13 protein-coding genes are annotated in these 22,062 nt (G+C 46.3%); 1 reads left to right on the forward strand and 12 read right to left on the reverse strand.

Features of this window, described 5'->3' with window-relative positions:
* Positions 1 to 88 precede the first annotated feature (88 nt).
* The 12 genes from ACFO4U_RS07985 to ACFO4U_RS08040 all read right to left on the reverse strand — a co-directional run bounded on the left by ACFO4U_RS07985 (position 89) and on the right by ACFO4U_RS08040 (position 19,657).
* Complete coding sequence (locus ACFO4U_RS07985; protein WP_215243696.1) at positions 89 to 505, reverse strand: M48 family metalloprotease; 417 nt, start codon at positions 503 to 505, stop codon at positions 89 to 91.
* A 234-nt stretch (positions 506 to 739) separates the two neighbouring features.
* Complete coding sequence (locus ACFO4U_RS07990; RefSeq protein ID WP_215243695.1) at positions 740 to 1,693, reverse strand: SH3 domain-containing protein; 954 nt, start codon at positions 1,691 to 1,693, stop codon at positions 740 to 742.
* Positions 1,650 to 3,554, reverse strand: coding sequence for a hypothetical protein (locus tag ACFO4U_RS07995; RefSeq protein ID WP_215243694.1), 1,905 nt, complete (start codon positions 3,552 to 3,554; stop codon positions 1,650 to 1,652). Before ACFO4U_RS07995 ends, ACFO4U_RS07990 begins: the two co-directional genes overlap by 44 nt.
* On the reverse strand, positions 3,535 to 5,649 hold the full coding sequence (locus tag ACFO4U_RS08000) for a hypothetical protein (protein ID WP_215243693.1): 2,115 nt from the start codon (positions 5,647 to 5,649) through the stop codon (positions 3,535 to 3,537). The genes ACFO4U_RS07995 and ACFO4U_RS08000 overlap by 20 nt, the downstream gene beginning before the upstream one ends.
* A gap of 145 nt (positions 5,650 to 5,794) precedes the next feature.
* Complete coding sequence (locus tag ACFO4U_RS08005; protein WP_167365507.1) at positions 5,795 to 5,944, reverse strand: hypothetical protein; 150 nt, start codon at positions 5,942 to 5,944, stop codon at positions 5,795 to 5,797.
* Positions 5,945 to 6,291: 347 nt separating this feature from the next.
* Positions 6,292 to 7,629 (reverse strand): trypsin-like peptidase domain-containing protein, encoded by a 1,338-nt coding sequence (locus ACFO4U_RS08010; protein WP_215243692.1) that lies wholly within the window; start codon positions 7,627 to 7,629, stop codon positions 6,292 to 6,294.
* A gap of 234 nt (positions 7,630 to 7,863) precedes the next feature.
* On the reverse strand, positions 7,864 to 9,519 hold the full coding sequence (locus ACFO4U_RS08015) for a hypothetical protein (RefSeq protein ID WP_215243691.1): 1,656 nt from the start codon (positions 9,517 to 9,519) through the stop codon (positions 7,864 to 7,866).
* A 188-nt stretch (positions 9,520 to 9,707) separates the two neighbouring features.
* Complete coding sequence (locus tag ACFO4U_RS08020) at positions 9,708 to 11,081, reverse strand: Ig-like domain-containing protein (protein ID WP_215243690.1); 1,374 nt, start codon at positions 11,079 to 11,081, stop codon at positions 9,708 to 9,710.
* A 540-nt stretch (positions 11,082 to 11,621) separates the two neighbouring features.
* Positions 11,622 to 14,210, reverse strand: a complete 2,589-nt coding sequence (locus ACFO4U_RS08025) for an Ig-like domain-containing domain (protein ID WP_215243689.1) — start codon at positions 14,208 to 14,210, stop codon at positions 11,622 to 11,624.
* 751 nt (positions 14,211 to 14,961) lie between these two features.
* A complete protein-coding gene (locus ACFO4U_RS08030) occupies positions 14,962 to 17,595 on the reverse strand; it encodes a S8 family peptidase (protein ID WP_215243688.1) in 2,634 nt (877 codons plus the stop codon).
* Positions 17,596 to 17,799: 204 nt separating this feature from the next.
* Complete coding sequence (locus ACFO4U_RS08035) at positions 17,800 to 19,110, reverse strand: Ig-like domain-containing protein (protein ID WP_215243687.1); 1,311 nt, start codon at positions 19,108 to 19,110, stop codon at positions 17,800 to 17,802.
* Positions 19,111 to 19,282: 172 nt separating this feature from the next.
* Positions 19,283 to 19,657 carry a nuclear transport factor 2 family protein gene (locus ACFO4U_RS08040; RefSeq protein ID WP_251131792.1) on the reverse strand — a complete coding sequence of 125 codons (375 nt, stop codon included), beginning with the start codon at positions 19,655 to 19,657 and terminating at the stop codon, positions 19,283 to 19,285.
* Between the two features lie 169 nt (positions 19,658 to 19,826).
* Here ACFO4U_RS08040 and ACFO4U_RS08045 point away from each other — a divergent pair, with 169 nt between their 5' ends.
* Positions 19,827 to 22,052, forward strand: coding sequence for a C40 family peptidase (locus ACFO4U_RS08045; RefSeq protein ID WP_251131791.1), 2,226 nt, complete (start codon positions 19,827 to 19,829; stop codon positions 22,050 to 22,052).
* The last annotated feature ends 10 nt before the right edge of the window (positions 22,053 to 22,062 follow it).

Below are 22,062 nucleotides of genomic sequence, written 5' to 3' on the forward strand. Positions count from 1 at the left end.
GAGCTCCTTTTGTCATATATGTTTTAAAATGATTCCTGTAATTCCACAGTAAAGACACCTTCATCATTTTGTATGACAAACATTCACATCATTCTTCAAGCAACTGACTTTTAACTCCAATGGTAAGTAGTGAGGTGCCAAGCGCAACAATGGATAGAAAGTCAGTGTTCACCTGACTAAAACGTTCTTCTATCAAAGATGAATCCACGATGAGGAGCATAAACAAAAGTATCCCAACAAGAGACCAAAAAATAGTGGTGAAACGACTGATCCATTTTTTATGGGATAAGTAGGTCGCCAGTAAATCTCCAATCACAATCATGATGGACAATATGGAGACAATAAAAATAATTTTAGAATCAATTACACCGTTGTCAGAGTTCACGTTGTTTGATGGTAGACCCCACCACCCCATTAAGAAGGTACCAAATGACACAATCAAAACAATCATTCCAACAATTGTTATGATATTTAATTTTCTATAAAAAACAAACAACTCCAACACTAAATAGATTACTAGAATCAACATACTGTAAGAAACGATAATTCCAAGTTTTATAGGAAACGCTGAAATCCAAAATAAGAAACCCCCGATTACCGCCAGAGCAATGAATCTATTTAATTCACTTTTAAAAAACTTAATCTTAATCTACCTCTTTCTGAATTTTCGATACACTGAAAGAGGACACTCCAATCTCGTACTGTGAAATGTCCCACATTCAATTCGATATCGAGTTTTTTATATCACCTGTAATACAATTTGAGCTGCACCCAATACACCCAACCCAATCAAAATCCATCGATTCTGCTTGAATCGGGCTTCATTCTGCTTGGCAAGTGCCTCATTCTCTTCTCTCAGCTGGATGATCGCAGCTTCAGCAGTTGCGTTCACGTCATCGAGCAACTGTTTCCGCATCGCCGCTTCACTAGCTCCTCGTGCGGTCATCTCTTCTGCGATTGCTTCCTCCCAAGTAAGGCGTGACGCATTACTATCGGCAACAGCTTGGAGGAACTCTTGTTTCGTCGTTTCACGTAACTCATTCTGTCGCTGTTCTAATCGATGCATCGTTGCGTCCAGTTCACTGGCTCGCTGGGATAGTTCTTCCTGTCCAGTTTGAAAATGAAGTTGTTGCGCCTCGTTCGCCGCATGGAACGTCTTCGCCTGTTTGGCAAAATCGTCTTTCATTTCATTTAGTGCGAGAAGCCAGCTATCATATACTTGTCCTAGCTTTTCGAAACGTACATCGACATATTCCATTGTCGCCTTTTGCTGTACTTGTAAATCATGCATCCGACTCTCAGCATTGCTCATATGCTTTGCAACTAGCTGTTCGGTTGAGGAAACCGAAGATGCCGACGCACTTTTCAACTGCTCGATCTCTGTCGTGAAATGACCATAGAAGTCACGAAAATACGACCGCACCTGCTCATCTAGCTGCTCGACCCGTTCAACCGAATTTGTGCTATCTGAATGAACGACCTGCTTCAAATTTTGGATAGTCGAAGAAAGATAGAGTTGATCCTCTTCAAGTTTTGCTTTTAAATCATCTACTTCTTGTTGGATCATCAGGATGGTTTGTTTTAACTTCGTATCGAGATCGTTTAAGAATACCTCTTGATTCAATTGTCGCAGGGACGACAATGCTTGCTCATAAAGCGCGTCTTCCACTGTCGTGGCTTGTTTCGTTTCCATTCGGACACCCCAGTGCTTGTATAATTTCCTCGGCATCTTGTCCGAGCGTGTATAAATAAAGTCCAGCGCTGTAACGTTCTTCGGTATTGTCGGACGTTGCTTGTCGCAATAACGCTTGCTGACGTTTCACGAAGTGCTCAATGAAGAAACTTCGGTATTGTTGTGCGTGGTTTATGTCTTCTTGCCAACGTTCTTTCGTCTTCGTCAATCGTTCATGTAGTTGGATCACGCTGTGCTCAGCTTCATTTAGTTCAGCCTTAAGCAAATCCATCTCATGCGTGAAACGAATAACCAAGCGCACTTGATCATTCGAAAACGTTTCGGATATATCCTGCAATTGATCGTAGATATGTTTCACTTCGTGATACACTAACTCACTCAGTCGCGTTGACTCTTCGAGGAGGTGTTTTTTCATCGAATTCATCTGCGTCTCATAGTTCTTTTGGGACAAATAACGGTCTACTTTCGAGCTATCCCATGAAAAAAATTGAATCTCCCCCGGATGTGACACGTGCAATCGAGATGAGTCAACTCGATCGAGTTCGAAATAAATTGTATCTAGTAATCGATTCATGGTTTGTACGCCTTTAGTCAATGACTGATCTAGTACTGTGATTGCTCGAGAGAACGCAGTATTCAACGCCATTTTTGATTTGGCATACTTTGCATGTATTAACTCCGTTTCAATCATGGCTTCTTGGATTTCACGATGATGAATTTGTTCGAACGCCTTTTTGAAGACATCAATCTTTTCAGCCAACTGTATTTCTTGGCTTCCAAAATCCTCAATCCGCTTTTTTCCCTCTTCCTCTAACTTCTGCATTCGTTCCTTCAATCGAACGAGTTCCCGTTCTGCCACGTCTAAATCTTCTGTGATATGGCGAATCTCTTCATCGCTCTGACGCACCACTTCTGCATAGTAACCTGTCAAAAAACTAAAGGACACATGCCGATAATCAGTCTGTTCAATCCGCTCTCGTAACTCATTCAAAATCGACTGGGCCATCTCACGCGTGTCCGGCTCAAGCCGATGCATGCTCGCCCCAATCTCAACCGGATACACTGTCCCGGGCGTTCGACCGAGGATGTCGCCAATTTCACGATGATAGTAGGCACGGAGGTCTGTCTCGTTTGAAATGGACTTGTCCCGCAATCGTCGTTTGACCGATTCCGGAGAGTACGCACGAGTCAAGACGACATAAAAATTATCCGGATAGTCATACCAATGCTGCAAGTGCGTCATGCCGATGTCCCGAAGGAACGTCAGGTCACCTGCACCATTAACGATGAGACAGATATGCGATCGAGGAATCCAATGATTGACACAACGTTCGACGTGACGAAGTTCACGTTCCTCCGCTGACTCAATCCCAGGCAGGTCAAGCAATTCGATGGCAACGTCTGCTTGTTCAAAGTAAGACTTCGGCAAGGCGATGCGCACAGGAGCGAGTGAATCAATTCGTCCCGCCTCGACATCGACTCGAAGTGTGGATAATCGATCTTCTAAGATGTCTGTCGACTGAATCACTTCGGGTTCTTGATTCGGCAAGGTAAGAACGTAATCTTCTGTGGCAGATACACTGTAACTCGTCACAGTTACCGTCGCAGATTGACCAATCTCTCGTTTCCCTCGTAAAAATGACGAGATCTCTTCAATCGCCTCTTCTTTCACCCTAAGTAAGTTCAAGATGAGTGTCGTTTTACCGACCTGTGTCGGTCCATATACCGATAGGACGACTTTCTCTTGGTCCGGCGTCACACCTTCAGCATCATATAGTTGAAATCGGCTCATAAAATCATGCTTGGCGTCAAATGCCCACTCATACCGATTCTTTTCAAATTCAATAAATAGCTCCCGCATTGCGGAACGCCTCTTCCCGGAGTTTGCCACACTCATTCTTCAAGCGATTCACGCGTACTTCAACTTCTTCATACAAACCAGAATTCACATCGTCCTGCCGACGGGCATAGTAGGCATGCACTAATTTGTCACGCATCTCATCCATAACGTTATTGACGAGCGCAATCGTCGACTCGCGTTGATAATCAGCTGTCGCCTTTAGCACTTGTGTCGCATAGTCATGACGCTCGAACTTGAATTTTTCAATCTTTTCCGAACCTCGCTTAATGGCAAGTAGACCAACCACGCCACTGACACCAGCTGCCGCAACGCCTGTTGCCACTCCGGCTGCCACACCTAACGCCTCAAGAGCCCCTACAATAGCTCCAAAACTGTTGAAGTTCCCATCGAGTGCATCGACACCGAAAAAGATAGCCGTTCCGGTCACCATGCGGTTGGCATCAAGCACGAGTCCTGAATACTCTTGATGAAATCCTTCCATGTTTCCGATTTTAGCTTTGAGTGTCTCATATTCTTCGATCCCACCAACAACAAGGTCCGCATCCCCCTCTTTTCCTTTCGTCAAGATCAGATGCTGTACAATCGCTCCAGCAATCACTGGGAGTTGTTGGGTATGTTGTCCCCCAAGTGAGACATCAAGAACAGTCGGATCTAAATAACGATCCACCTCCGTCAATGTCTCACTAAACGCTTCCTGCATCGTGTCCGTGGCTGCGATTTCGAGTTCAGGCTGGTTCGGCACGAGTTCATTTGGTTTCGGCTCCATAAAGCTGAGAGCCGGTTTTGGCACCGCCTGCTCAATTTGCTTCTTCTGAGACACATGCGGCTTATGGAGGCTAAGACGTTTCCTTGTCATTGTCTCAATCGACTCCATCATCAAAATGTCCAATACACGTGGATTTTCAGTCGTATAGACATGTTGGATGGATTCAAGCAACTCGTGCCGCTCATTGAACGTCATATCTTTTTTGAAAGAAGCTCGTGCTTTGTCCCATAACGTATGATTTTCTTGTCTAATAGTTTCCGTCACTTCATCGATACAGCGTTTTACATGTACCTCTAAACGTACTTTTAACGTTTCGTCTAACTCTTGAATATATTTATCACGAGCCGCATCAAATAAACGTTGCATCGTCCGCAACTCGCGCTGATCATTCTTTCGGTCCGATTGTGCGATGAGCACATGCTCAAGTTTCATGAGTTCACGTGTTAACGTCTCACCAATCATCATGAGTTTCTCGTGATGGAGTTGGAGTGAGTCTTGAGTGAATTGGCTGTTCGATTTGAGCAATCGTTCCATTTCTTGAGGGACGTTATCGATGTCCGTATCGGCTAAAATGATTTGTGACTCGTCTGCCATACTGAACTTTTGGAATAGGGTTTGTGAAATCATCGTTCTTTTCTCTTCTGTCAATTCGCTCGCATGCGTGAGGACGAAGCCAGGTGCCTTGTCTTTATATGTCGAAGCGACTTTCTGTAGTAGCATCTCTTGATCCATCTGAGCGAGTCGAGCATGGTTTAAGACCAGAATCATTCCCGTCGAGCATTTGAGGAAAAGATCGAGGAACTTTTGTGAATCCGAGCGAGTGCTCCGTTCGAACCCCGGTAATAAAGCGAGCGTCAAATGACCGAGCACACGATTGTTCGGTAAAATGATCTCGAACCAAAGCATATCGCCGCTTGGATTTTGAATACCGGTATTGAGTTCTTCTTTCGTGATGGGTTCATCCTGCAATTCAAAGCTTCCCGAAGCTGTCTTGACAGTGCGGGTCACTCGATAAGCAATCGTTGTCGCAGTCGCGTCAGACGAAAGAAGGACAGGACGTTTTTCTCCGACTCCGACTTCTGATAACAAGAGGTCATCCGGTAAATCGAGCGTCCGCTTCACAACGAGCGTTTTGCCAGCACTCTGCAAGCCAGCGACACTGACGATATGACGGTTAGAGAATAGGTTTAAGACGTTTAAATCCTTATACACGCCTTCAATCGTCGTCGTGTCGAGGTTTAGTCGATTCGCTTTCGCGATCAACTCGTGCAGTTCATGCAGCATCGTCTGCATCGTGAATTCTTGTTTAAAATCAATCAGGTGGTCCATCTCATCGTCTCCTTATATTGAATCTCGAATAGTGTCGCTCTATCCAAACACTGATTCAATTCCATGTATAACTTCAAAAAGCGCGTCCTCAAAACCACTGAGAGACCCGCTCATCATGTACGTGCTTCCTTGCTCGATGTAGAAATTATTTTCGTTCAGACTCTTTACGAATCGTTCCGATTTTCTTATCGCTTCGCGTGTCTCTTCCATCTGGATTCCGAATTGTTCCCGGAGGAAGACCGTGCTTCTTCTCAAAAGTACCTACCGTACAATCACTTCTTGTTTTACGCGCCATTCTCTCACTCCTCATCCTTCATTACTCGTTTCATTTTAATACATAATCTAACAATCAAAGATGATATTTTTTCTTTTTTATGGAAATGTTTCAAGACAAATCTAACTTCTTAATTACCTTTTACTGAGATGGCTACAAGTATGATTTTTTTATGCTAATTGATAGATAATAAAACAGAATGATAAGTGACCATTTATTAGTCCATTTCTGTATACTTTTTATGACTCCCGACAACACCAAAAAGCCATGTGCATTCGTCCCAAAACAAATACACATAGCTCTTGCGACTATTTTATATTGATTTTTCGAAATACTCCCGATACTCCTCATCCCACTACAAAGATATGTTATTTCAATTCATAACTTATTCGATAGGACTGATTGTAATACTCCGAATCTGCCAAACCGGACAATGGGAACGAGGCCAAGTAGTACTCGCCGGCAGGAATGACGAGGTCCAACGTTCCATAATAGCGTCCTTCATTCGAGAACTCTTCACTGTAACGAATCGCATCACCGTTCGCGTCAAATAGACCGAACGCCCAGTATTCACCTTGCCGATTGTTCATCCATCCTCCAAACACGGATAGCGTCATTCGTTTATCGGTCCGGAAGACGAATGTATCGACATCTTCTAAATCATAAACAGAACCAATTAAATCACCCGAGGCATAAGAGATCACATCTGCATCCGCAAACGCATCATTCAATTCCTGTTCTCGTGTGTCACCTTTGCCTGATACGACGGGTAACTCATATCCTGGTTCGGTCGGCAGTTGTACATTTGCAATCGTATCGCGTCCATATTTCAAATTGCCTAGCTCTTGAATTGGTACCGCATAGTTCATGTTTTGTGAGTCAGGAAGCCCCCACGTGACGACTCCGATGACCTGCCCGTACTCGTTAATGAGAGGACCACCTGAATTGCCATGAGTCACACTGGCATTGAATTGAAGATAAGGTTGGCCGCCAAAGAAGACTTCACGATTACTGAGAATCCCTTGTGTGATCGTATTGTCCACACCTTTCGGGCTCCCGAGGGCATACACGGTTGATCCTGTACTTCCCGCTTTTGCCGTCGACAATATCGGAATAGATTGAAGGGAAGGAACGTCTAAGACTGCCAAATCTAGTGCGTCATCAAAGCGTTTTAACTTAAGCGTCTCAACCTCGGTGCCGTTTGCGAATCGAATGCGAGCGTATCGATTCGCTTCACCTGAGACGACGTGGAAATTCGTGATGACCTCCCCTTTCTTCGTCACGAATCCACTCCCTGTCGAGGTAAGTCGATCGGAAGCATCGTACATCTCAATTGTCGCAACCGATGGATTGACTAACTTAAACGCTTCTTGTGCGTTTAGTTTTTTCGGTTTCACCGTCACACTTACGGTCGACTTCAACTTCGTCTTTTGGACAGTGACCGTGATTGTCACTTTCCCGACGGCCTTCGCTGTAATTTTCCCATTTTTCACAGTTGCTACTTTCGCGTTCGAAGATTTCCATACATACACCGGTTTTTTCACGCCACTCGCTTTCGCCTGTACCGTTTTCGATTGACCGACCTGTAACGCCACACTCTTCGGAGAAACCGTTAAACTTGCCGCGGCTGCTGTGGTAGGTAAGCATGTGCCCAATAACATGAATAGAATGGCAAAAAGAGAAAACTGTGTCACGAACCGTTTCAAATCTCTCGACCTCACTTTCATCTTTAGTCATTTCATGTGAATCTTGTCTATCATCTTGATAGTATCAACTTAGTTCTTTTGTTGTAGTAAACATATGTTATTCAAGTCAATTAGAAATTTAAAATTGAAAAGGAATCGTTCGACATGAACTGACAAATCATCAAAAAATCATCCTTCTTAAAAAGAAAGATGATTCGAACCATTTTTTAAAATACGTTTCGTTACCTTTAAACCTCATTTCGGTACTTTTTCAAACAGACGGAACATGCGTAACTTTCCACTCGTGTCATAATACATCCAGACCGTATGTTTTTGTTTCGTGCGATATGCCGTAATTTTTCCCACAGAGCGTTTCTCCCACGATTTACTTCCGTTAATTGTTTCAAATGTCTTAGATTTCTTGGTCCATGTTTGAATCGGTTTCCCGAAAGCACGTTGTACGCCCCGTTCAGTAATGTTTGGGCGCTTGTAGTTCCAAAATGAGAAGACAATCTCATTCACACGCTTTGAACGGTTCGTCGCAGCATATATCCAACTTCCTTGGAACTTTCCTCGTGTCGCTACCTTTTTGTCTAACAAAAGTTTGCCAGCAGTTCCTCTTACTTTTGCATATAAATCTCCGATACGATAATCCGCGCCTTCAAACGTTCCGTTTTGATCGAGTGCTTTCTTCTGTTCTTTCAACCATTCAAGATCTGTTAGTTGAGGGGCCCGTACGACTTTTATATAAAGTGAGGCAGTGTGATCTTCATAGGTTGCGTTCACTACAACTGGCCCTGATTGTTTCCCGACAAAAAGACCGTTCTCAATCGCTAACCGTTCCTTCGAAGTCGTCGTCCACGTCACCCCTTCCGTGATCGTCTCTTTCTTACCGTCCGCTCGAATTACAATCAGACTCGGTCGGACCTTCGTGTCGGATTCGATTATTTTCAACTCTGGATTGACTGCAATGGAACGAATGCGTTGGTTGAGTGAAGACGTAGCATAGAGTTCAATGCGTTCCCCAATCGAAACAAACCGCGTCGAATCTGGTGTGAAGACGACACGCCCCGGTTGAATCGATGAATAGACTCGCTTGCCCGTCTTAAAGTCATAGAGAGATGTTTCGTTCGAGAAAAACGTTCCGGACGAACTGACCATGATTTCTCCATGGACTCCGATTTCTCGTAAAGTCCCTCTCTCTGTGCTCGGGTTATATTCATATAAACTGCCATCCGCTCTTATCATCACAACAATATTGTCGTCCGTCACATCGAACGATTCGATCGATTCTTCCATGTCGAACGAGGAGGTCATTTTCCCTTCATGAGTGTATAACGACATCATCCTCTTCTCCCCTACAGCGATGAGTTGTTTTGACACACGAAGCGTCTGAGACGATGGGGCAGAGCGCCCATCTCGAACAATAAAGGTTTGCTTTTTCACTTGATCGGTAGCAACATCATACCAAACGAGACCTGATGACTCCGTTAAGATGACGACGACCGAGGATTTCGGCAAAAAGCGGGCTTGTACGGTCTCATCTTTAAAGGATATCGTCATGTGTCCCCATTTTGCTTCATCTAACGTATGATGTTCAATTCCCTCGCTATCGTATGTCACGAGGCCAGATGATTGTTTAGTAATGACCCACTGTTCATCATCACTAACATCTAACACATCAGTAGCTTGTCCTTTTACATCAAGATTCAGGGTCCCGTCCGACAAACGATATGCCCGATATCCCTCTTTCCCACCAATATACATTTGCTCGTTTCCTACGATATAGTTCGTTGGGCGACTCACGTCGATCGAACTTACCGGTTCGATGACGAGGGCTGCCTTTGCTGTTGAAAACGAGAAGAGACTAAACAAGACTATCAGTCCAGTTATGCGTAACCATCGTTTCATATTCCCCACATCCATTCTTTTGGTTTACGTTTTTACCATCTTTCAATTACCCAGCTCATGAATTTGAGAACAAATCATTCTTCTTTCAAAAAAGAGGATCCGACATGATGCCGAACCCTCTCTTCATCTACACTCGTTCACAATTCACTTTACCTATTGATGCATCAAGTAATTCGACACACATGTACTCATTTCGATACCTTCACCGACTTCACAGATGTCCCATACTTATTTTTGCTAGAGATCTTGATGCTCGTCCCAGCCTTTTGCTTGCTGATGGAGAATGAATAGTTCCCTTTCGCATCGGCTGTACGCTTATAGGACTTCTTACCAATCGTCATCGTGACGGTGGCACCCTTCTCAGTTTTGCCACTTACTATTGTGGAACGGGCTGTTACAGAGTTTACTGTCACAACCGGAAGCAGATGACTTGATGTGACTTTTAGCAAGTACTTCCCCGTTTCACTCTGCCACGGACCATCACTAATAGAGAGATAGTACGTACCACGTGTGAGCGTCACGGATTTTTTAGCTCGTCCCGGTGCCTTTGTAGAACCATAGACATAGTCCTCAATCACTTTAATATTATCTACATCGTAAAGCGTAAGAATCGCTTTTTCATCAACATAAGATGTGAAATCAATTCCGACTTTGCTGGTCTTTGGAATCACAATTTTATACACATCGACGGAGTCGTTCCATGACAAAAATCCGGTACGCGATTGATAAAACGGGAATAATTTTGCTTCAACCGATCCGTTATTTGGTTCGGCCTCTTGATTTAATGCAGGAACGAACGCTGATTTGAGTTGGTACATCCCTGTATCCGTACTGTAGGGTCCACCATCTTGAATGGAGATATGATAAGTACCCGCCTCTAAATCAATATAACGAACAAACTTGCCTGGATTTTTCTTCGATCCCGAAATCGATTCGTAGAATGCTTGCTGATTCATGTCATCCGTGAGGGACACGCGTAACGTGTCATCTACATATGTCGATAAATTGAGATGTAATCGTCCTGCTTTCGTCAGTTTGACTTCATAGACGTCCACCTCGTCTTGTACGGAAAGGAATCCTTTCGTTGTCTGTCCGAATTTCAACGGTTGTGCTTCAGCGGTTCCATTGTTCGGTTCGATGTCATCTGTTTTGACTGATGTGAACGAAGTCTTGATGGTGAATTTCCCTTGATTTGTCCGATAAGAATCATCGTAAACGATAAATTGATACTCACCTGCCTCAAGATCCCAAGACATTACTTTCCTTCCTGGTGAAGAGGCACTTCCACTAATCCATGTATTATAGATGGGGTTGTTCATCCCATCTTGGAATACGATGTTCACTGTATCGTCTACCATTGTTGTAAAATCAATTGTCACGTTGCCCGTTTCTGTTACCTGCAACGTGTAAGTTTGTCTATTCTGTTCGGCTGTCAGTTCTCCATGTACCGCACCATTTAACGGTAAAGTACGTTCTTCTGCCGTAACCATCTGAGGTCCTAATGCCACTAGTAAGAAAACCCCTGCCACAATCGTCAACCAGCGTTTCAAATATGAGATCATTTCTTTTTCTCCTTTGAATATCATAGATGTCATGAGTCCATCCATCCCATTCTAAAATTGACTACGCCTTATTGTAGCCAGTCCTCATATCTCAGTGCGCATCGTTTTAAACGATATGGAAAACCGTTTTTTAAATTTGTTTTATTATCGTTCGACAAGATTCGTCACGTTTCCAATATTGCGTATCCTGAACGGAAAGTGATTTCGATCTACAGCATATTGAATTGAAATTATTCCTCGTCCCAGGCTGGCGACGAGGAAATCCTTTCCGATCGAGTCCATCCAAAATTTCTTTCACGAGTGTTTAGCCGTCATTCGACCAATCAATAGTTTGACCTTTATAGCAAATACTCTCTTCATTGATGGGCGTGACGCTGACAATCCCGCCACGCTTTTCAGATTGATTCAGGTTCATCGTTTCTCTTTCTTTGAATATGAAAAAACACCCTGAGCCGCGACGGTCAGAGTGTATCAGAAGAATAATATATATTTGAAAATAAAAACAACGCCCCATCAAATGATGAGACGTCAGTTCAAAAATTATTTTGTTACGTTGATTGTAGCTCCAGAAGCAACCGCATTTCCGTTTGCATCAAGAATGCTTCCTACAACTTTAACAGTAATTGCTTTAGTAGGGTCTACTGGTCCTGCCAATGTAATTACTCCAGCAGCATAGCTATCTACTGTTACTTTCGTGCCATCAACATATACTTCAAAGTCAGCAGCTGCATCTCCAGAAACTGTCTCTGAGTACTCTAATGCGATAGTTGTAGTTGTAGTCAATTTAGCAGACTTCACTACAGGCAAGACGTTCTCTTTCAATACACGAGTTAATGTTTCTGAAACCATAAGGTTACCTGAGAGATCTGCAACGTTCGATACTGTAAAGAGGTAAGAAGCGTTGTCGATGTCAATCGTGTTAGGTTTAGCAACCAATTCAACTGTTTGCTTATCCCCAACAAAGATTGCTTTCTCAAAGATTGCTTGGTTGTTTACAAGGTAATTAGAGAGGCTAAGTGCAGAGTTTCCAACTTCTTCGCTGAACTTAATTGTGAACACACCAGGGTTTGTTGTACTTTGGACAACTGCATTAGCATCAGCTACTTTATCGTTGTTAAGGTCAAGCAATGTAGGTTTGCCAGTATCATTTGTAGCGAATGACGCATTAACTGCATATGCTTTAGAGTTGTTAGCAGCATCCTCAACCATGTTAAGAGCTAATTCAACTGAGTATGTTCCGGCTTCAGAAATGTTAGAACCAAGATCGATTGTAACAACCTTCTTATCAACTGTTGGTGTAATAGCAGATGTTGTAACTCGTACGTTTCCAGGTTTAACCAAAGTGATTGCACCTGCGTTAACGTCAACTTCTTCATCGAAAGTAAGGATTAATTTCGTTCCCGAAGTAGAAGAAGATACTAAAGTAGGAGCAGTTGTATCAGCTACAAATTTAATAAACTGATTGAAAGTTCCATCTTGAATGTTTCCTTCAGTGTCTGTAGCACCTTTGATACCAATGTTGTTTGTTGTAGTTAAGTTTGTAGATGAAACTGTAACATCCCAAACCATTCCAGCGTCATCAACCTTAACTGCATCTCCTAGCACAAGTGCCGAAGGAGCGGCTGGTGTCGGATCAATTGTAGTCTCTACACCATCAACAATGATTTTAGCCGCTGAAAGATCAACAGCTTCAGTGTATGAAACACGAACCGTCTTCTGATCTTTACCAACAAGTGAAGTTACCACAGGCTTAACAGTGTCAACTTTGTTGTTGATGAAGCTTGTTTCAACACGGTTATTTGCGAAGTAGTTTCCTTTCACATCAGTTGCACCGACCATTACAACTTTGAATGAATCACCATCAGCAGGTGAAAGTGCTGCAACGTTAACAGTAACAGACTTCTCGTCAGTTGCTGCAGTGATTGTTGCAGAAGTAGTAACGTCTACTCCATTTTTGTTAAACACGCGGATACCTGACTCAAAGTTGTTTGCTAATGCTTCACTGAACTCAATTGTTGCAGTTTTAGAAGCGTAAGAGTATGAAGTTTTTGCAACTGTTGGTGCAACTTCATCTTTTACATCTACGAGGCTTTCGAACTTAGCAACGTCTGCATTAGTCGCAGTTTTAAGACCATCAAGCGTTACACGGTAAACAGTTCCATGCGCAAGTGCTTTTTTGATTGTAACAGACTTGCCATCAGCTGCCCAAACAAGGTCAGTAGAATCAACGTTTACGTTATCAATCTTAATATCTCCAGCGCTGAATGAGTTTTTGTCAACTTGTTTGTTAAAGTTAACCACGAATCCTTCAAGGTTAATCGCCTTAACTTCCTTAACCATAGGAGCTTCGATTGTGAAGTCTACAACTGCAGATTTCACTTCACCAGAAACGAGTTGGAATGAGTGAGTTCCAGCAGGAAGTTTCTGAGAAACAGTCAACTTGCCATCTTTGACAGTTGCGTCTGTTTTGATTGGTGTAGCTGACATGTCTTTACCTGGGTAAACAACGAGTTCAACTTTTTCACCGTCTTTGAGGTTCTTCACGTCAGCTGTGACTGAGAGAACTTCAGCTGCTTGATCTACTGAAGAAGAAACGTTTGAGATTTCAACTTCTGATTTCACAACTTTGTATTTAACTGTTTTAGTTACAACGCCGAATGCTTTGTTAGAGTAAGTGAATGTTCCTTCGAACTCTCCAGCTTTCTCAGTTGAGAAACCAGCGTATGTGACAACTTTGTTGTATTTCACGCCGTCTGCGAAGAGAACTGGCTGAATACGAAGACCTGATGCAGGAACGCCTTCTTCGAGGACGATTTCTTCAGGTTGGATATCTTGTGCGTGGTTCAAGACGCGAAGTTTTTTCTCAACGCGAATGCCTTGGCCTTTTACAAAACCTTTAGCAGTTTGGAACACGCCAAGTTTGTTCATGTCGACTGACGATTTGTACCAGTAGATCTCGCTACCTTTGTACTCTTTGTCAAGTGCCGCGTCGAGGTCCCCGCCGCGTACGTAGTCCGATGAAAGTTGGACTGTTGTTGATGCTGCGTCTGCTGTGATTGCAGGCGCTACTGCTGATGCTGCTACTGCGAACGCTGCCGCTGCAGTAACGAATTGTTTCTTCTTAGCCATCTGATGTAAATCCTCCCTTAGGTAGATAGGTTTTTCTACCGTCCTCGCCCAACCGATCTCGTTCGGAGTCATGTATCCATAACAATGAATAAAGTACTAATGATTATGTAACCGACTCTTCTTTAGACCGGGCGTTCTCCCCCGGTAGAAGTCTTTGCAAGAATCATCTTGAACAATTTACCAAGACTGTTCTTGGAAAACCTTACATCCATAATATACATAACACTTCCAAGCGACACAAGCGTTTTTTTTCGCAAAAATGGTAACGTTTTTGAATTTTGGAGATTTTAGTTTAATTCATTTTTGGATTTACCTTTTTTGGAAATGTCGAAACACGTCGATTTTTGTTGATTTCATGCGTTTTTAGCGGAAATAATAGTTGAAAACCATTTTTATACCATTAATTACCTTTAGTATTTAATTTACAATGGCGATTCTCAAAGTCCAATGTTTACCTTAGTTATTTCCAAATCATAAAATCATTGACCTGTTTAACAAAACCAAAGTTATCCAAAAGTAACGGGTATGTTCCATTTTAGGCATCTGCGCCTCTCGTTTCAACCTTCTCTCGTGCCGTGAGGACTTTCGACCCATCCGATTACAGACGAATCGTATCCTCATGACGGCCTTTTCTCTGCGAGAACCACTTTTCCATCATTCGAACCTTGTCAGGTCACCTCGTCCGTTGCATTCACTCCATACAAAAAGACGGATATGCCCATCGGCATACCCGTCTCCCGTTGTAACTAGCTTATTTGACGATCGCACGTGTCATTTGTCCGGCACGGCCGTTCAAATCTTCCACGTGGACGTAGATCGATTCTCCTTTACGGAGAGCCCGCGTCTTGACGCTGTACGTGCCGTCCGGACGGATCATCGCCGTCCCGAACAATTGACGCTGCGCATTGCGAACGACAACCGTCATACCCGGTGTCGCTTTACCAGACACCGCTCTCGCGCCAGCACGGAGCGTTGTGACCGCTGGGCTAGCCGGACGTTTGCCCGCCGCCACGATCAACCGTTCCGTCGACTGATACTTGCCGTTCGTGTAAACGACGCGCAAGACTGTCCCTGCAGGTTGTGGTTTCATCTTGAACGATGCGACCGCTTGCTTCGCTGTCCCGCGTCCGACGACTTGATCGCCGTTATATACAGAGACAACCGTGCCAGACTTCACGTTCACTTTGAAGTTTGCTGCATTTTCCGCCACGACCGCACGGTTCGCGTTCAAACGGAGCATCGACTCGGCGCGGTGAAGGTTCACCTTCCCGTAACCGCCTAACACGTCGTAATACGCCACTGGTAACGAGAACTCGACACTCATGTCTTCAAATGCCCATTCGTCTTCCTCATCCACCGGTACTTCCGGCACATCTCCGCCTGAGAAGGCGACCGGGTCAGCCGTCCGTTGCAAGAGCGTACGGATCGACTCGACCGAGAGGGTCGGGTGTTGTGATTTTAAGAGGGCCACGACGCCAGCGACGTGTGGAGTCGCCATGCTCGTGCCGTCCAAATAAACGACATTCCCATCTGGGACAAGGCTTGCGATTTTCGAACCTGGTGCCACGACATCGACGCCGTATCCGAAGTTCGAGTAATCTGCGACGATTCCGAGGGAGTTCGTCGCTCCGACCGAGATTGTATACTTCGAAGAGGCCGGATAAGATACTTCCGGTTCACTTTCGTTCCCCGTCGCTGCAACGACGACGACACCGCGGTCATAGGCATACTTCAACATGTAACCGATCGTACGACTTTCGCCGCCACCGAGACTCATGTTGATGACTTTTGCTCCAGCGTCGACCGCATATTTGATTCCAAGTGCGATTTGATCCGTGTCACCCGTCCCGTCTGCTCCGAGCACTTTAACCGGGAGGATCGATACGTTCGGCACCATCCCGCGCATCGAGACACCGTTGTCTCGTACTGCCCCGATGACACCTGCCACGTGCGTCCCGTGACCGTTCTCATCTCGAGAGCTTCCATCCCCGTTCGGGTCCGTGAAGTCTTTTCCGTTCGCGACATCGACTTTTCCTTTAAAGTCGAGCAGACGATCATCTACACCTGTATCGAGTACGGCTACTTTGATTGAACGACCTGGAAGGCGGAGTGCCTCATAGCCTTCTAATCCGACACCCGCATACTTCATCGGTTGAAGGACTGATTTTTCATTGATTGCCCATTGATACTCATAACTCGAATCTGTCGCAAACGCTTTGTACGTCTGGACTGGCTCGATGAACTCGACGTTCGAATCGGCGTTCAACGTCGCTTTCGCTTTTGCTTGCATCTTCGTGCTTGCCGACTCGACGTCAACGAGCGCGAAATAGTCTCCCGGACGACCGATCGAGATACGCTCTGCCGATACATCCGTCATCGCGTTCATCTTGCCGATCGATGTCGATGGTTGTGATTTGTATTTGACGATATAACGCGGTGTATCCACCGTTTGAAGCTCCATTCCAATCTGTGCGAACACGTCTTCCACCGTCGAGCCAGCGAGGCGTGTCATATCGACCGATGAAGCCAAGTCATTGACATCCGACTTGATTCCGCTCGGTACGCTTGATTTGACCAAGGCGTGCATGCGGTTGATTGCAGCCGCTTCATTTTTCGTGATAGTGTGACTTTCTTTGTTGACGAGTGACGCGATGAGCGGACGTAACGTCTGAAGGTCCGTCAACGCCTCTTCGCGTTTCTGTTTGTCGAACGCCAACTTGCGGACGATGTACGGGGACGACTTGTAGTAAAGTGCCTCCAATTGACGCCCTTCTTTCGATCCACCAAGGATCTCTTCTTGCAGGCGACGAATCATATCAAGCAACCCACCGTCTTCTGGCATCGGGAGCAACGATTCGACCGGACACATCGTTCCGTTTCCTTCTTCATACTTCACTGGGAGTTTCACTGATTTATAACCAAGTGAGACATCTGCTGCTGTCGGTGGAATCACCGCGCCCTCTTCATCGATTGTCTCGAGTGGCATGTATTCCACTTTGATGTAATATGGACCTTCCCATGCGTATGGGAATTGGATTTTTGCGACTGACGTCTCTGCGTCCGGAGAAGCGCTCGCCCGGTAGCGATCGAACGTCTCATCGGCCGCTGCCGTCTCAGCGCTCGGATAGACCGAGATGTTCGTCACGGCAGACGCTTCCATCGCAATCTCCATATGTGTCATAGCTGAAGCTTCTCGCTCCATCTTGAACCAATACGTGTTCACCGGATCTGTCCCTGTCGTGAAGTCGACAGTCTGTCCTGGTGTAAGTAATGTGGCCCCGCTCACATCGGCCGCGCCAGCTGCCATCGTCCGCATTGGGACGAGCGACACGACGAGCGCAAGGACCGATACAAATGCAACGAGGCGTTGCAAAGCTTGTTTCATACCTTTTCCCTCTTTTCTTAAATAGTGAAGCACTTGGCTCCACGTTGTTCTACGTTATTTATCGGTTTATGTTTCAAAAATGTAACAAAAAGATTTCGGAATTATTTCTTCCTGGGTGGCAGATGGCAGCCGCCACTTCATTTATATAGAAGAGAATCGAATCCGTGCATACAAAAGACCGGTGTCTCCACCGGTCCTAAAGAATTAGTATCCTGCGTATTGGAGGGATTGGATGAATGCGCGTTTCTCCGCACCCGATAGGTTGAACTCAAGGTCGTAGTCCGTTCCTTGGACGATGACCGTGATCCGGTTTTCTGGACGGACATACTTGTCGACGAAGCTGATGAGTTTCGCATCTGGTTCGAACAAGTATGACTCTTCGACCGAGCCGTCGTCGAACTCGTCATAATAAACATCATATTCGTCGATGTTTTGCGAATAGGTCGCACGACCGACACGGAGCGTCAACTTCTCAAATCCAGCGACCGAGCCATCCTCCGTGTAACTGCTGAGAAGGAACCCGAGGCCCGACTTCGATGGATGTCCGAAGAAGAGTGGAACGAACGTGTCCGCGTACTTCGTCGTCGCATCTGCATAGAAGACTTCTTTATGAACCGTCAACTTCATACCATCCATGTAGACACGATGGAAGTTGTTGTAGAGCGCGTGCTGTACTGTGATTGTCTTCGATTGGCTGACGTTGCCTGCGCCGTCACGGATGACGAGTGACATCTTCTGCCCCATCGCTTGACGCGGGATCTTCACGATGAACTTCCCAGTCGACATGACCGGTGCCGTGTATGACTTCGTGCCAATCTTGACGACGGCCGTCGCATACGGTTCGGCTTTTCCGAAGACACCGTATGATGCTGCCGTCACGGACTGTGTCAATGTCGCCGTTCTCGGTGCGACGCGGTCTGTGTAGACGCTACGTTTCGAGACGTCGCTCGTCGCGCCTTTCGTCGAAATCGTCTTCGCCGAGAGCCATGAGTAGGCCGGTTGCGGTGCGATGCCACGACGGTAGAGCCCGTTCGCATCGAACTTCCCTTTATACGTGCTGCTGCCGATCGAGAGCTCGACATATTGTCCCGGCTCCCCGACGACGCGTACTTCACGTGACGTCTCCGTCAACGGTTTGATGACTGGTGCGTCTGGACGTGCGTTCGGGTCTTCGGCGACGATGGCACGCGTCGTGTCACTCACGTTGCCGCTCGCGTCGACGAGACGGACGTCGATGACCTTGCCGACCGACTGTGGTGACATCTTGAAGACGGTCTCGCCACCTTCGAGGATTGTACGGACGTATGTCTTGCCGTTGATCAAGATCTCCGCTTTCGCAGCCACTTCACCAGTAATCGTGAGTGTTGTCGACGTGTGGAGTGGTGCCGATAATACCGGTGCGTCAGGAGCAGTCACGTCTTCCGTCGTCTCTGCGTTGACGATTGTCGAAGGCGCGATACCTCCGAATGCGAGTGTGGTAGCTAGGAAAAGTGCTGCATATTTCGGTTGTTTCATAATAAGTAGGGTCCCCCTCAAGAATAATGACAATCGTTTACAAAATTATTATAATCTGTCCTTTTTCAAAAGGGTACATAATTTTTCTAAAATAGGCATATATTTTTCAAATTCACATTTCCTTCATTTTATAAAAAAGACACTCCATCGATTCGGAGTGTCTGAACGCTTATCATCCTTCGTTTATCATCGTCGCTTGTCCGCCTTGCCATAACCAGACGCCATCTTCTTTCATATAAAGATGAAGCATCCAGAAGCGACCTTCGTACGCGTTCGTGCCGAGAATAAATTTCTCCTCGAGCAAGAGTTGGACGACGGCGAGGTCACCGCGTACCGTCTCATCGAACGTGACCGTGTCCTGTGCGATCCATTGAATCGCTGTCGGGTCGACGAACTGGTCTAAGAACGTCTCTTTATCGAACTGACGCCCGCTCGAATCGACATATCGGAACGAGTCGTGCATGAGCGCCCGCATCGCGTCGAGATCGCCGGCCACTTGATGGGCCGATCGGTCGTCAGAAAGTTGTTTCATGTTGAGTGTCTCCATAGTTGTCCCTTCCTTTCCCCGTCCATCATAGCACAGATGGTCGCAAACGAACGAGTGGAATGCTGAGCACGGATTCCTTCAATCATTTCCCTTTTATCGAAATAAGCAACCTTTTTCATCTCCACTATGTATATACTAAAAACTGTAAATTTAATGAATCGAGGTGGAAATGTTGAAACGAATCTTCATTTTGCTCTTTCTCTTTACCTTCTATTGGACACTCACCGCTCAAGCGGTCGGGTCTGAGGCCATGCTTCGTGCCGGCACGACCCTCTATGCCGATCCAGAAGAAACGGTCGTCCTCCTGGTCACAGACCAAGCGGAGCGTGTGGATGTCCATGAGGTGACCGAGACCCATACGTCCGTCACCGTCGCTTCACAAAAAGGATTCGTCCGAAACGACGCCTTATCATACGCTGTCACCCGTTACGTCCATACGGAGACGGATGCACGCGACGCTGCCGGAAATGTAGTCGCAACACTCGCCATCGGGACAGCGGTCGACGTCTTCGACATCGAAGGCGACCTTCTCCTCACGACGGATGGGACATATGTCTCCCGTGACGCTCTCGGAGAGACGGTCCCGGCGGCAGTGACCCGCTACGCAAAAGAGGGAGCGACTCTCTCGTCTTCACCAGATGGTGGAACCATGACTCCGCTTGAAGCCGGTCAAACCTTGAACGGCTTCCTCATCGACGGACAGATGCGTGTCGATCTAAATGGAACTGTCGGATACATCCCGCTCTCGATGACAAATCGAATCCCGTTCAAGACGGACTCGCAATTCGTCTTGACGACATCCTCTTATATGAATGAGGACGGAGAGATCGTCGGGACGATTGTCCGGGGCAAACGAGTAAGTGTATATGGCACAAATGGCTCGATGGCCCGCCTTTATCAAAATGGCATGTACGTGTATATGAAGCGAGACGCACTCGCTGCCAAGATGCCCCGCTACGCTAAAACGGGGAGCCGTTATGCTCAAAAAGAGACATCGATTTATTTAGACACAGACAAGAAGCAAGTCGTCGGTTCACTCAAACGGAGTCAACTCGTCAGCATCTATGGGACAGACGGTCTCTTCACCCGTGTCTATTACAACGGACAATATGTCTTCGTCGAATCCGCATCGCTTGGGATGACGGAGCCACCTTATCTTAAAACCGGACAACGGTACATCACGAAGAACACACCGGTCTATGCTCGGACGATGAAATCATCCAAGACGACCTTGTCCCTGAAGCGGGGTCAGCTCGTCTACATCTATGGCACCCGTGGAAGCTATACCCGCATCTTCACGAAAGGGAACTATTACTTCGTCCCGACGAGCGTGACGAGTACGAAAAAACCACCTCGCTTCGAAGCGACAGGGAAACGATACAGCCGTTATAACGAGGTCGAAGTATACGCCTCGACCTCAATCGCGAAACAAGTCGGTTCATTGAAACGAGGTCAGCTCATCGAGACATATGGGACGAGCGGTTACTACACGCGCATCCGATTAAACGGAGCCTATCGCTATGTCGCGACTGGCTACCTCGCTGTCTCGAAACCGACCGCGAAGCCGAAGGTAGGAACGGTCTTCTATACACAGTTCAACGGGACACCTTACTTCTCGGCTGACGTCGCGTACGGTCGTCCGGCCGGCACTCTGCCCCGTGGGACAAAACTCGTCGGGCTCCGCTCGATTGATGCCGACTTCTGGCACGTCCGTCTTCCGTCCGGGAAACGCGTGTACGTGTTGAACCCCTATATCGCCGAGACGAAACCGAAGGCGATTCAACGGGCGAGCGTCTATACGGCCGCCCACTATGGGACGACGAAGAAGACGCCGTTCTACGCCAACCCGAACGACACCCGTCCGATTGGGTATCTCGATGCCGGACGTCGCATCTACCCGCGTGGAAAGAGTGGCGACTCGTACCTCATCCAATACGACTGGCGTCCCGTCTACGTCAAGACGAAAGACATCCGCATCAAACGAGATGCCTTGTTGAAGAAACGGGACAACTCACAAAAAGAACGCATGATTGCCGTCGCGGTGAAACATCTCGGGACACCGTACACGTGGGGCTCACAGTCTCCGCTGAACGGCGGTTTTGACTGTTCCGGTCTCATCCACTACGCGACGAATCAAGCCGGTAAAATCGGCGGTCGCACCAACGTGTCAGGTTACTGGCATAGCGGCCATTTCAAGAACAAACGGACGGGTATCACGAGTGGCCGTCGCGGGGACATCGTCTTCTTCGCCGGCACGTATAAATCCGGTCCATCGCACATCGGCATCATGCTCGATGATGAGTTCTTCATCCATGCCGGGGGCGAGATGCTTCAAATCAACTCGATCCATGACCCGATGTGGCGCCCGTACTTCCTAGGGTACAAATCGTTATAAGGAGGATGCT

The sequence above is a fragment of the Exiguobacterium profundum genome, assembly GCF_042652865.1.
GTDB lineage: Bacteria > Bacillota > Bacilli > Exiguobacteriales > Exiguobacteriaceae > Exiguobacterium > Exiguobacterium profundum.